The 13,386-nt window shown below is 46.9% G+C and carries 14 protein-coding genes; 13 read left to right on the top strand and 1 reads right to left on the bottom strand.

Annotated elements, in window-relative coordinates:
- The first annotated feature begins 208 nt into the window (after window positions 1-208).
- The 13 genes from UCH007_RS07145 (at window position 209) to UCH007_RS07085 (ending at window position 12,133) form a co-directional block, all read left to right on the top strand.
- Window positions 209-1,813: a sensor histidine kinase gene (locus tag UCH007_RS07145; protein WP_023652861.1), complete on the top strand. Its 1,605-nt coding sequence runs from the start codon at window positions 209-211 to the stop codon at window positions 1,811-1,813.
- Complete coding sequence (locus tag UCH007_RS07140; protein ID WP_023652860.1) at window positions 1,788-2,465, top strand: response regulator transcription factor; 678 nt, start codon at window positions 1,788-1,790, stop codon at window positions 2,463-2,465. The genes UCH007_RS07145 and UCH007_RS07140 overlap by 26 nt, the downstream gene beginning before the upstream one ends.
- Window positions 2,466-2,773: 308 nt before the next feature.
- Complete coding sequence (locus UCH007_RS07135; protein WP_041331559.1) at window positions 2,774-4,261, top strand: reductive dehalogenase; 1,488 nt, start codon at window positions 2,774-2,776, stop codon at window positions 4,259-4,261.
- 30 nt (window positions 4,262-4,291) lie between these two features.
- Window positions 4,292-4,561, top strand: a complete 270-nt coding sequence (locus tag UCH007_RS07130) for a hypothetical protein (RefSeq protein WP_012882627.1) — start codon at window positions 4,292-4,294, stop codon at window positions 4,559-4,561.
- A gap of 64 nt (window positions 4,562-4,625) precedes the next feature.
- Entirely contained in the window at window positions 4,626-5,201 is a 576-nt protein-coding gene (locus tag UCH007_RS07125; RefSeq protein WP_023652857.1) for a YkgJ family cysteine cluster protein, read from the top strand.
- A 4-nt stretch (window positions 5,202-5,205) separates the two neighbouring features.
- A complete protein-coding gene (locus UCH007_RS07120) occupies window positions 5,206-5,655 on the top strand; it encodes a hypothetical protein (RefSeq protein WP_046961443.1) in 450 nt (149 codons plus the stop codon).
- A gap of 200 nt (window positions 5,656-5,855) precedes the next feature.
- On the top strand, window positions 5,856-6,374 hold the full coding sequence (locus UCH007_RS07115; protein ID WP_012882624.1) for a MarR family winged helix-turn-helix transcriptional regulator: 519 nt from the start codon (window positions 5,856-5,858) through the stop codon (window positions 6,372-6,374).
- 516 nt (window positions 6,375-6,890) lie between these two features.
- Window positions 6,891-8,366, top strand: a complete 1,476-nt coding sequence (locus tag UCH007_RS07110; protein WP_041331556.1) for a reductive dehalogenase — start codon at window positions 6,891-6,893, stop codon at window positions 8,364-8,366.
- Window positions 8,367-8,393: 27 nt separating this feature from the next.
- A complete protein-coding gene (locus UCH007_RS07105) occupies window positions 8,394-8,663 on the top strand; it encodes a hypothetical protein (RefSeq protein WP_041331553.1) in 270 nt (89 codons plus the stop codon).
- A 136-nt stretch (window positions 8,664-8,799) separates the two neighbouring features.
- Window positions 8,800-9,345 carry a YkgJ family cysteine cluster protein gene (locus tag UCH007_RS07100; RefSeq protein ID WP_041331551.1) on the top strand — a complete coding sequence of 182 codons (546 nt, stop codon included), beginning with the start codon at window positions 8,800-8,802 and terminating at the stop codon, window positions 9,343-9,345.
- Between the two features lie 35 nt (window positions 9,346-9,380).
- Window positions 9,381-10,118 carry a diphthine--ammonia ligase gene (locus tag UCH007_RS07095; protein ID WP_046961442.1) on the top strand — a complete coding sequence of 246 codons (738 nt, stop codon included), beginning with the start codon at window positions 9,381-9,383 and terminating at the stop codon, window positions 10,116-10,118.
- A 185-nt stretch (window positions 10,119-10,303) separates the two neighbouring features.
- A complete protein-coding gene (locus UCH007_RS07090) occupies window positions 10,304-11,821 on the top strand; it encodes a reductive dehalogenase (RefSeq protein WP_046961441.1) in 1,518 nt (505 codons plus the stop codon).
- Window positions 11,822-11,845: 24 nt separating this feature from the next.
- Complete coding sequence (locus tag UCH007_RS07085) at window positions 11,846-12,133, top strand: hypothetical protein (RefSeq protein WP_012882617.1); 288 nt, start codon at window positions 11,846-11,848, stop codon at window positions 12,131-12,133.
- 180 nt (window positions 12,134-12,313) lie between these two features.
- Here the strand turns inward: UCH007_RS07085 and UCH007_RS07080 are convergent, their stop codons facing one another.
- Complete coding sequence (locus UCH007_RS07080; protein WP_012882616.1) at window positions 12,314-12,799, bottom strand: MarR family winged helix-turn-helix transcriptional regulator; 486 nt, start codon at window positions 12,797-12,799, stop codon at window positions 12,314-12,316.
- Window positions 12,800-13,386: the final 587 nt, after the last annotated feature.

Genomic DNA, 13,386 nt, shown 5'->3' with positions numbered 1-13,386 from the left:
AATCCTCTGTCGGTTTACCCGGAATGATATCGATTAGTTATATTCAATATTTTCATACCATTATACACTCTTTGCCTTACCGCCGTAATCAGCACGGCCTTATTTGAAATAGGCAGGCTTTGGTTATTTTGTCTGATTGTACTTGGGTTTTTGTATGGTAATATTAATATTATTATAAGTATCGGGGCTTTGCGGGGAAACTGTTTTTATGGTTGACAGCTTGGATACAATCCAGATAGATGCTTTGCCGGTGGGCATTGTAGTCATAGATACTTCATCTAGAAAGATTGTAAATATAAACAGGGCTGCCCAGAAACTTATCGGGGCAGGGGCATCCGAGATTATCGGCCATTCCTGCCACAAGTTCATTTGTCCGGCGGCAGAGGGTAATTGCCCGATACTGGATATGGGACAATCAGTAGACAATGCCGAAAGGCAGCTGCTGACCAGCAGCGGCAAGCTGATTACTATCTTAAAAACCGCAAGCAAGGTCACCATAAATGGCAGGGAGTTTTTGTATGAAGTCCTGCAGGATGTGACTGACCCGGTTAATCTCCGTAAACAGCTTCAGATACAGGTGGCCGAGCGTACCAAAGAGCTGGCCGAAATAAACAGCAAACTGGTTCAGGAAATAAAAAACCATGAGAAAACGGAACGGAAATTAAACGAACTGTTTACCCGTTATTCCATGTTTTTTAATAACTGCAATGACGGGTTAACTTTGATTGATTTTTCGGGTGAAACACCGCCCGGTAAATATATTGAAGTAAACAAGGCTTTTTGCCAGATGGTCAATTATTCACGGGAAGAGCTCCTTCAGATGACCCCGCTTGACCTTACCGCTTCTGATATGAAAGATTATGCGCTGGAAAATACCAAACTGGTTATTGAGTCAGAATATGCGGTACTCCGTTTCCCGAATGTATATATTACCAAAGATGGCAGACGGCTGGATTGCGAAATAAATGCCAGCTTTATTTATTTGAGCGGCAGGGAAGTAGCAGTGGTGGTCTACCGTGATATTTCGGAAACCAAGCGGCTTGAACAGAGCCTTCGGGAAGCCTATGAGCGGGAACTGCAGGCTCATGCGGAGGTTGAAGACCAGCTGAATCAGCGTAATTACTTTATGCGGGCACTGGTGCATGAGCTCAAAACACCCCTTACTCCCCTGCTTGCCTCCAGTGAATACCTGGTATCCGAGCTTTCAGGCAGTGCTCTGCTGGGTTATGCCCGAAACATGCAGAATGGGGCTATTAATCTGAATAACAAGATTGATGACCTTATGAACTTGGCCAAGGGGGAAATAGGCCAGCTGCAAACAGACCCTGAGTATGCCAGTATCAGAAAAGTTATCGGGGATTGTGTAGATTACCTTCAGCCGCAGGCCCAGAAAATGCAAAAACGGATAGTGCTGAATTTTGGCAGCGATATTCCGTTAACGTTATTTGATAAAAAAATGATTCATCAGGTGGTGCTTAATCTGCTCAGCAACTCACTCAAGTTTTCCCGTACCGGCAGTGAAATTTGTATTGAGGCTGTGAAATCAGGGGATAATATAAAAATATCGGTCAGAGACCAGGGTACGGGTATACCCAAGAATAAGCAGCAGGGAATTTTTACTCCTTATTATCGTATCAATACCAAGCGGGACAGGTACGGAGGGTTGGGTTTGGGGCTGGCTCTTTCCAAGATGATTGTTGAACTGCACCGGGGCGAAATATGGTTTACCAGTGAATACGGCCACGGCAGTACCTTTTACTTTACACTGCCGATAAGGAGCGAATGGGATGAAGACACTGATAATAGAGGATGATTTATCCATAATTGATCTGGTAGCGCTCACTTTTTCGGTAGCCTGGCCTGATATACAGATAGTCAGAACCCAGCTTGGCAAAGAGGGTATAGAGCTGGCAGAGACCGAAGTACCGGATTTTATCATCCTTGATCTGGGTTTGCCGGATATGAGCGGCATAGAAGTATTGCAGGAGATACGCCGTTTTTCAAAGGTGCCCGTTATAGTGCTGACGGTAAAAAAAGACGAGATGGATGTGGTGGTGGCGCTCAGCAAGGGTGCTGACGAGTTTATCAGCAAACCTTTTCGTCAGATGGAACTAATCTCCAGAGTGAAAAATGTGTTAAAGCGGTCACATCCTTCGGAGGGTGAAGTATACGCTATGGGTAACCTGACCTACTATCCCGCCCTGAACAAAATAGAATCAAATGGACATGAGCTAAAGCTTTCACCTACCGAGAATATTATCTTCCTTCATCTGGCTAATCAGCGGCCGAATTATGTCACCTACCGAAGCCTTGCTTCGGCTATCTGGGGTGATGAGTATCCGGGTTGTCATAAGGCTATCAGGGTACTTGTTAACCAGTTGAGGGAAAAACTTGCATCAGTTCTGAACCAGCCTGATTTGATACTGACCAAGTATGGCTTGGGTTACTATCTCGGTAACGGCTAAAATCCCCGTTTAGTCCCCATTTTTCAGCAAAATACCCTGGTTTATACGCTTCATGTCCGGTTTTTCCTCTGCATAAGTAAACTCTAACGTATTTATAAGCAAATCCTTATTATTACGGGCATTCGTTTATGCGAATGCTTACCTGTGTTCCCTTATCATTAAACTGTCATTCAGAGCGAAGTTTTATGTCTTTTCCCATGTCTAAAAATACTTTCATCTGCTGTGGTTTAAAGACTGAAAGGAGGTGACAGAAAACAAAAGCAGAATTGAATACAGTTCCTGCCAAGTAACCATTAGAGGAGGTAAACATGTCGAACTTTCACAGTACACTTACCCGTAAGGATTTCCTGAAAGGGATAGGTATGGCCGGAGCCGGATTGGGTGCCGCCTCAGCCGTAACCCCTATGTTCCATGACCTTGATGAGCTCGTAGCTTCAACACCCAGCACCCGCAATTTACCCTGGTTTGTCAAAGAGCGGGAGCACGGAGACCCTACCACCCCCATAGATTGGGATATGATTCAAAGACGCCCTTATACCTGGGCGCGCATGGATCCTACCCTGCCGGTTTATGACAATTTGAAGGCTATCGGTGCGCCGGTGGCCAGATGGCTGGATTGGGAAGATAAAAAAGCCGAAGACGAAATTCTGTATGCCAAAGCCCGTGAAGAATTTCCCGGTTTTGAGCCGGGTATAGACGGGTTCGGGGATATCCGGACTACCGCTCTTACTCATGCTTCGGAAATGTTCGCTTTCGGTCAGTTTCCCCAGAGGATGAATTTGGGCGGCAATATGGTAGACCTGGTAGCGGCAGTTCGGGCGGCCGGCGGTTACCTGGGTAGTACCGATAGCTATGCCGGACCTAAAATGGTGCATACCCCTGAAGAGATGGGCGGCACCAAGTATCAGGGTACTCCCGAAGATAACCTCCGAACCCTGAAAGCCGGTATCCGTTATTTTGGCGGTGAAGACGTGGGTGCTTTGGAACTTGATGATAACCTTAAAAAACTTGTCTTTACTGTTGACCAGTACGGCAAAACACTTGAATTCGGGGATGTTGAGGAATGTATTGAAACTCCCCGAAAAGTTACTATTCCCAACAAATGCAAATATATTTTCCTCTGGACTATGCGTCAGCCATACGAATGGACCCGCCGCCAGTCCGGCAGGTTTGAAGGAGCGGCTACAGAGACCAGTTACGAACGCGCCTACAATACCAAAGCCCACTTCCAGGATTTTGCCCGCGGCTTGGGCTACCAGATGATAAGTGCCGGCAACAACAGCCTTTCTCCGGCTGGTGCTTGGGCGGTTCTGGGCGGTCTGGGTGAACTTTCCCGTGCTTCATATGTAAACCACCCGCTTTACGGCATTACCGTCAGAGTTACCTGGGGTTTCCTGACTGATATGCCGCTGCCACCCAGCCGCCCCATTGATTTTGGTGCCCGCAGATTCTGTGAAAGCTGCGGTATCTGTGCCGAGGCTTGTCCTTTCGGGGCTATCAATCCCGGTGAACCTACATGGAGAGATGATAATACCTTTGGCAACGCAGGTTTCCTGGGCTGGCGCTGTGACTATACCAAGTGCCCCCACTGTCCCATTTGCCAGGGTACCTGTCCCTTCAATTCCCACCCCGGCTCGTTTATACATGACGTAGTCAAGGGCACTGTTTCCACCACACCTGTGTTCAATACTTTCTTCAAGAATATGGAAAAGTCCTTTAAGTACGGGCGGAAGAATCCTGCTACCTGGTGGGACGAAGTGGATGACTATCCGTATGGGGTCGATACCAGTTACTAATAACGACTTCGGTATAGGAGATTATATAAAATGATTTTTTGGATAGGCGTACTTTTCGGTGCTGCTTTAACCTTACTGGTAAACTGGCTTAGAGCCAAGACAGCCGTCAGATGGTATGAATGGCTGATAGGTGCTCTGGGTCTGCTTTCGGGCATAGGTGCTGTTCAGCATTATTTCGGGTCTCTGGTAGAGAATGAACCCGAATCTGCCTGGATGGGGTTTCTGGTTTTCTTCATCTTGGCAGTTCTCCTGCTGGCAACTACCTGGGCACTCTTAAGACGGCACAAGCAGTCCATATAGCCTTTTAAAATATCAGGGGGTACTAAGTACCCCCTGATACTGTTACCTTACCCGGAGGGAAACCATGCAAGAGCTTCGTCCGTTTATGTCCAATCTTTCTGCCCGTGATATTTCAAACTATCGCGCCCTGACAGCCGGGTATGAAAACTACTGCCGTGAACAGGCCGGAAGGCATTTCATGGCCTCTAAGTTCAATTTTAAAAAGTGCCAGTGCTGCGGCTACTGCTGCCTGTGTTACCCCTGCATGCCGCGTCCTGATGAAATTCCCCCTGTGGCCGAATACCTGAATATTTCGGTCAAGGAGCTGATAGACAGGTACATGGTGGCGGATACGGCGGACTGCCAGACCTTTTTCCTCAGGTGGGCGAAGGAAGGGCAGGAGGATATAACAGGTGCCCGCATACATCCCAGACGGACTTATGACCGCGGTTACTGCATCTTCTTTGATAAGGAAAAGAAGACCTGCCGTATTCATCCGGTCAGGCCGAACGATGCCAAGATAATCAGGTGCTGGGATGACCGCCAGAGCCGGGACAAGAACCTCTGGGGTATGACCGGCTGGAAACAGGATGATATTTATAGATTCATACCGGATTTCAGTGCAGAATATTTCAGAAATTCAAGTGATACAGGGGTATAGGTATATGAAATCATTCAAGTTTATAAATATATGGCTGACGGCAGTGCTGGCAGGCGGGATAATGTTGTTTGGTAGTGGTTGCGGTGATGCCGCCCAAGATACCGGCGCAGTTCCTTTTTCACTGGATTACGCCAGGATATTTAATGCCCATACTTCATCTGCTATAGGCAATGACGGCATAGCGGCAGACCGCTGTGACACCTTCACTTCAGATACTCCTGTGATATATTTCAGTTGGCAGCCGCGTTCGTTGGATGTATGCTGTGCGGCTACCATGGTAGTCTGGTTTTTTGAAGGAAATGAGATACAAAGTATTTCCCTTATTGATTCGTCTACCTGCGTGCATACTGACTCTCTGGAAAAACCTGAAGGAGGGTTTTTAAAGGGGCATTATCAGGTGGCTCTATATATAGGCATAAGCGAATATTTAAGGCTGGATTTTACGGTGGTCTAGTTTACAGGATTAGCTCTATTTAATTTCCCTGCCGGGTTATTTAGTTAAAGTGTCCCCGCTTCTTAAGGTGAGGGCATTTTTTATTCAGTTGAGATGCAGCTTAATTTGTCTTAGGTATGTAAAATGGCATATAATCCTAGAATATATTATCTAGCATGATTATCGTCAGTGTAATATAGTAATAAAAAGAGGTCTATTTTATGGCTGTGGTACCGGGCAGAAAGCAAAAAGAAGCCGACCAGTACTGGGTTTCCTTTGGCACAGAGGATAAATATATAAAAGCCGGTTTAAGGCTTGAACAAGTACGGGTTTTAGTCTACCGAGTTATTACAAAGAGTTTTCAGCCTCTTGGTGTTACACCGGAGCAGGCTATTATTATGGTTGAAATTCACAATTCATCAGTTTCGATGACTCCTACCAGACTCGGAAAGATAATCAGGCGTGATGCAGCGGCGGTCTCCAGAATACTTGGGCGGATGCAAAAAAACGGCACTATAAATCTGATTAAAGATTTGGAATACAAAAATCTGATAAGGATTGAACTCACTCCAAAGGGTGTGGAAATTTGTGAGGGTATTGAGAAAACAATAAAAACCCAACACGATGTACTTTTTAAGGTTTTAAATGAAACCGAGGTTGAATCATTTATCGTCATGCTGGAGAAGATTAACAAAGTTGCGTCAGATGTCCTTAAGAATATGAAATTCAAAGCTGATTAACAAATAATTTCCCCAGCTTCAGCTTAGAGAGCGGCACTGCCGCTCTTTTTTGTTTTCAGGTGGTACTAGTACTTTAGTACGATGTTTTTATTAACACTTGTCATGTAAACTTGTCGTGTATAGCTTTACATGACAACATATCGGGCAAGACAAATATAAAGCTGGGAAAAAGCTATTGGTAATCTCCTGCATACAGGTTTGACATGTTTAGTATGAGTAAACTGACAAGTTGCCTGATTCTTACGGTGCGGCCTCAAAAGGCTGTGCTGCCGTTTAGCAGGTGTTCTTTAAGGATTCCGGGTTTCTGTCAGAATTTTTTAACCCCCGGGTTTAAGGGCGCATCACCTGTTTCCCGTGGCTGGTCTCAAGGATTAAGTTGGTGGCTGCCTTGAATAACCAAATGATTAAGACTATTACCAATACATAAGTACGTGGAGGTGTGAGTATAGAGAAATCCAACCGGGGTTAATGGTATACACGGGAATTATTAAAGGCAATTAGTAAAAGGAGGCTAAGATGGCCCAGTTTCATAGTGTTCTAAGCAGACGTGATTTCATGAAGGGCTTGGGTTTGGTAGGCGCAGGGGCAGGCGCAGCAGCTGCGGTTAGCCCGGTTTTCCGTGATTTGGATGAAATGGCTTCAGCACCCATGGCACGGGTTAATATGCCCTGGTGGGTTAAACAGGTAAATGAGACTACCACCCCTATTGATTGGGATGTACTCCCGACCTTGGGGCCTGCCTATAAAGGCCCTCCCCCTATGGGGTTAATCACTCCCGCCTATCCGGAATCCGAGATTCACCGGATGAAGATGGACCGTATTCTGGAAAAATACCCGAATTGGGAAAAAGGCGCAAGCACACTGGGATTTCCCGGTACTTCAGCAGACCCTGAATACCCTGATTATATCGGGGATATAAAGGACAACGCTCTGGTTATGGGGGCTGCCCTGCTTAACATGGGTATGTTCCCTAAAGAGTTAATCATGGCAACCCATGGCGCGTATATGGGTCTGACTGACCATCCCGAGGGTTGGAGGATTATGCCTCCGCCTGAGCAGCGCGGCGGAACCAAATGGCAGGGAACTCCCGAAGAGGCTTTAAAAATTGTAAGGGCGGCAGTCCGTTTTTACGGCTTTGACGATGTCACCGCCATACCGGTAGATGACCATTTCCTTAAGGTAATGTTTGGTGAAAAATGGCTGATAACTCATGGTGCACCCACCACCTTTGAATTCGGTGATGTGGATGATATCGTGTGTACGCCTGCCATACGTCCCACCAAGATTGTCATACCCCGCAGGATGAAATGGTTCCTGCAGTTCTCATCCCGTCAGCCCGGCGAAGTTACCCGTCATGCCCTTGGCACAACCCAGAATGCTGGTCAGTCATATTATTACACCAGCTGGGTAAAGATAGTTAAGAGCATCCAGGACTTCCTGTGGGGTTTGGGATATATCTCGCTGGACAACTGCAACGGCCGTTTTGCACCCACCGGTGCCACCGGTATTTTGGCCGGTGCCGGCGAACTTTCTCGCTGGGGCGGTGTTATGACTCCCAAATACGGTATTTCTGTCCGGGTAATGCACGGCGTACTTACCGACCTTCCGCTTGAAGAGTGCAAACCTATAGACTTCGGCGGACGTGAATTCTGTAAGACCTGCGGTATCTGCGCAGATGCCTGCCCGATGGGAGCTATCAGCAAGGATGAGCCCACCTGGGATGCGGCTAAGCCGTACCAGTACGGCGGTTACCTGACCTGGCGCACCGACATGGCAGTTTGTTCCCATTGTCCGGTCTGTCAGGGTACCTGCCCGTTCAATGCCTTTGATAAATCAGGCATACATGAACTGGTCAAGGGCACAGTTTCCACTACTTCAATCTTCAACAGCTTCTTTACCACTATGGACAAGAGCTTTGATTACGGGCGGAAGCCGCCTGCAGAGTGGTGGGATTCCGAACAGCCGGTAACCGGTATAGATACCTCAATATAGGGCAATAATCCGAAAAGGAGTATAGGAATGTTTTATCTGATAGGGCTGCTCATAGGAATAGTAATAGCCTCAGTTTTATACACTCTGAACCGCAAAGTCAGCTTTAAGTGGTATGACTGGGTTTTTAGTGTGCTCATAATCGGTTTGATGAGTGTCGGCACCCAGCATCTTCTGTCATCGCTGGCAGGTTTTGAAACCAGTGCTGCCTGGTTCGGGTTTGCACTGTTTGCAGGACTGGCAGTGATACTGGCAGTGGTGGAGTGGAGACTTCTTTCCGGCAGAAGTAAAACAGCTTAGCAATTAAGTCAGGGGCGGGCAGGAAGGCGTATGCGGAAAGACTGCCACCTGCCCGCCCGAACCCATACAAGGGGGGAAAGACCGATGAAACGCCTTCAACAAATATCCGCAGTAACAAATCAAGGGACACTGTCCGGTGGTTAACCCAAGCGGCACACCGTCGTATACGGAGCAGGAGAAGAGCTACTGGAAATCTCTTGCCCGCGAATATGAAGCCCATCTGGCTGATATGGCCAAGAAGCACCCGCCTGCCGCCATGCTCGGGGTAAAGAGCTGCGTGAGATGCGGGCATTGCTGCTACACATATGTCTGCATACCCCGCCCTGAAGAACTGCCCGCGATAGCGGATTACCTGAAGCTGACTGTGGCAGAGCTTGTTTCCAAATATATGGTAGCTGATACCGAAGACTGCCGCACCTTTTTTCTGCGCTGGGCAAAACACGGGGAAGAAGACATAACCGGAGGGCGGATACCGCCTATACGCACCTTTGACCGGGGGTACTGCATATTCTTTGATGAAAAGGGTGGAAGCTGCCTTATTCACCCGGTGCGCCCGCAGGAGGCGAAGTACGTAAAGTGCTGGAAGACTAATAACGGGCGTGACCGCAGCCAGTGGGGCATGAGCGGCTGGACTAAAGAAGATATCTACCGGTTTATACCTGATTTTGATTCACACCTGTAAAAGTGCCGGTTTTGGAATACACAGGGGGGCAAAGTATGAAAGAAGTAATAGTATCCTGGAGCGGGGGTAAGGACTGCACCCTTGCCTGTTATAAAGCTATAAAGAGCGGGCTTAAGGTCAAATACCTGGCCAGCATAATCACCAAAAGCAGCGGCAGGCTCTGGCCACACCTGCTTTCACCGGAAACACTCAGGATGCAGGCCGAAGCAATAGGCATACCCCTTCTGGAGTGGCCGTCAGCCGCCGAGGGGTACGATGACAACTACCGCCGTATGCTTAACGGCCTCAGAGAAGAGGGGGTTAACGGGGTAGTCTTCGGGGACGTCAATATAGGCAACAGTTTTGCCGGAAAGCACCTTAACTGGATAAAGAGTGTCTGTGAGCCAACCGGTATGGAATACCACTTGCCGCTCTGGGAGGACAACCGCGCCACCCTGCTTGGGGAGCTGATAGAGCTGGGGTTTGAGGTACGGATACTGGCGGCAGACAGCACCGAGCTGGGAGAGAGCTGGCTGGGGCGCAAGCTGGATAAGGAAATGCTCTCGGAGCTTAAGCTGCGGCACAGTTTATCGCCGAACGGGAATGTGGGCTATTACCACACCTTTGTAACCGATGGGCCTATCTTCAAGTCACGGCTGGTCATAGAGGAATGGGATAGGGTATTTGATGAGCAGGCCAAATTCGGGGGTATGGGCGTCTGGTACATGGATATCAAGCGCTGCCGCTTGGAGAGCAAGAAAGCTGACCAGAGTTTGACGGTATCTGCCAAATGATATTGGTGCAGATTAAGTTTACCTGAAACCGCAGGGTTTTTATTACGGATAGGTCCTGTTTCTAAATGTGAGGGAGCGAATAAACCGTGATGTATTTTAAGTGAAGGAAGGGGGTGTTGCAGGAGCAAATACATGCTTATTAATAAACAGGGACTTTATCGAAATTAAACTGAAAGGGATCTTTTATGATTAAGAAACACTCCACAGTTTCCCGTCGGGATTTTATGAAGGGGCTGGGTCTGGCTGGTGCCGGAATCGGTGCGGCTGCAGCGGTTACGCCTGTTTTCCATGACTTGGATGAACTTATGTCTTCCGCTCAGGCGACCCTTAACCGCCCCTGGTATATAAAGAATAGGGAATTCGGGGATATAGGTATAGAGCTTGACTGGAATCTTATCAAACGCAGAGACTTGCGCCAGTATGATAACTGGACTATGAATTACCTGCCGTTCCAATTCCCCGGCGGCCCGCCTGCCCTGATGGCAGGTTTGGAAAGTGCGGCAAAGAAAAATAGTGACAAACTAAAGGAATTGTGGCCTGATTACAAGGCCAGCACCAGAGACCTTGCTTTGGCGCATGCTTTAGAATCAGTTGGTACATTTGGCACTTATGCCGTAAATACCACTCAGGGCGGCTGGAAAGTAGCCCCGGCTCCTACTCCTGAGGAATTGGGTATTCCCAAATGGGAAGGCACACCGGAAGAAAACCTTATGATGATAAGGGCGGCTTTCAGTGTAATGGGTTTGGGCCCTATGGTAGGTGTCTCCGAACTGAATGAAAAGACCAAGAACTTTGTTTATGAATATACCGGTGATTCCTGGACTTGGTTACCGACAGGTCAGCCCAGTGAACATGTCATCTTTGATGATAATATAAGCGAGTTTTACCGGACACAAAATCCCAATACACTTCACATACCCTCTTCCCACAAATATGTAATTTCAACCCACAACCTGTCATTAGACGAATTGACCCGCCGCACCTACTCGCCGCTTGGCACCCCGGCCGAATCTATTTCATACAGCCGCGTTTCCATAGCCAAGAACTTTGTTGAAGAGTTTATACGCGGTTTGGGTTACCATGTGGTTTACGGGCATGCTCTGCAGCCGGCACTCGTCTGGGACTTTTTAAGCGGTGTTGCCGAACATTCCCGCATGGGGCAGAACGCTGTCTCGCCCGAATATGGCGGTATGATGCGGACTCATGCCACTTTCTATACTGATTTGCCTCTGGCATTTACCAATCCCTCTGATGCGGGTTTAACCAAATTCTGTGAAACCTGCGGTATCTGTGCCGATGCTTGTCCTGTCGGGGCTATATCTCCGGTAGGTATCGGACGCAATTGGGATAATGCCTGCGGTCAGGACTGGGCGAATGATATCCAGAACGGCGGCACAGAAACTATGTACAATATCCCCGGATACAAGGGTTGGAGATGTGATACATTCACTTGTGTAACAACAAAAGCGGCTTGCGGCGCTGCCTGCAAATTTAGCTGCCCATTCAATGCGTTGCATAACGGCAGCTTTATGCACAGTATAGTTAAAGCAACCGTGTCAAATACTTCCTTGTTCAACGGGTTCTTCAGGAATATGGAAGAAACCCTGAAGTATGGCTACATGGATAAAGAACCTTCATCTTGGTGGGAGACACCTGAGGCTTGGTATGTCTATGGCACCAACCCGAATTCTTTACGCCAGTAACAAAAATAGAGAAGGGAAACCGTAATGGAAAATTTTATACCTTTTATACTGATTGGGGTTGTTGTTACTGCCGGCCTGTTCGGAGTTATCTCCTGGCTGCGTAAGAACAACGTAAAAGTCAATTGGTACGAGTGGCTCATAGGCATTCTGGGTCTGGGGCTTCTTCTGCTGGCAGTCCAGCACCTTTTAGGCGCTATGACAGAGCTGTTTTTCTATGCAGCCTGGATGGGGTTTGCGATTATAGGCATACCTGCCCTGATTCTTCTGGTGGTTGCCTGGCAGCTGGTAGTCCGAAGGGCAAAACAGTCCTAGTTTAGGAAAGGTCAACAGATTTTTTTGGGGGGGAAGCTGGCTTCCCCCTTTTTTATTTAACCTTGTTTTGCCTAAGGTACAAGCCTTAATCAGAGATACCATGTACAAGCAGGGCAAGATGAGGTCATTAAAGGGAAATTCATAAAAAATCCCCGAGGAGAATAATACCGAATATGCCTGTTATTCGTATTTAAAAGGTGTGAGGTGTTTTCTCTTTGCCGCTGAGATAATTGAATAATCCCGTAACCGGGCTATAGATTCCATCAATCCGATGCCGTCTTCTTCAGGGATATCCCCCATGATATCCTTAAAAAGTTCCTGGCAAATTTTCATGGCTTTGGGGTAAAGTTCCTTTGATTTGTCAGTCAGGGACACTCTTACCATATTTTTCTTGGCTAAATCTTTTGTTTTCTGTATGAACCCTTCACGTTCCATACGGCTAAGAAGAGCCGAAATAGAATGCGGCTCGTATACAAATCTCTTTGCAAGCCTGTATGGGGTAGATTCTCCGCCCAGATACACCAATTCATGGATAACTGCCCATTTTTCCCGTGTCAGACCGATCTTTCTCAGCTCTTGAGAAAATGACTGCCCGACTATGTGTTCAATCTGGGTTATCATTATCCACAGCAGGTGGTGTTTTGTAAGATGATTGGATTTCTCCATGTTATCTTCCCAACAAATCTTGATCACTGATAGTTCCTAACCTATATATATTATCACAGAACTTGTGTTTTTATAACTTGTACTTACCTATTTGTGCGTATCCGCCGAAGCTTTTTCACGTATAGTTTTTGCCTAAATGCCAAAATAGATACATTAGTATTGCTGTTTATTAACAGGTATTGACAATCATATATGCAGACCATAAACTATGGATGTAAAGATAGTCTAGGTAGATAATCTTATTATATACTATTCATAGCTGGTCATAAATACCGGAGGTGAATAAAAAATATCTGTTCGGTATCGTCCAACATTCACAATATTAAACTGGATTTCCAGAAGAATAAACCTTTTTAAACACAATATGAACCTGTTTCTACACTTTTGTATGTTAAATTTATTGAATGGGAATATTTAATATTTCCGGCATGTACCAAACTATACTTGGAGAGCGAAAGGAGTATCTATGGTTTTACGTGCAACATAATAAGGGCAGTGCCAACATGCTAATTTTACCATCACCCTGATATGCGGATGGATAGCTTTAACTGTTCCGTATTGGAGATTAATCTGAAATAAGGAAAATC

Source organism: Dehalococcoides sp. UCH007 (assembly GCF_001010485.1).
Taxonomy (GTDB): Bacteria; Chloroflexota; Dehalococcoidia; order Dehalococcoidales; family Dehalococcoidaceae; genus Dehalococcoides; species Dehalococcoides mccartyi_A.
The sequence above is the reverse complement of the archived record's forward strand: the minus strand, read 5'-3'. Positions and strand labels throughout refer to the sequence as shown.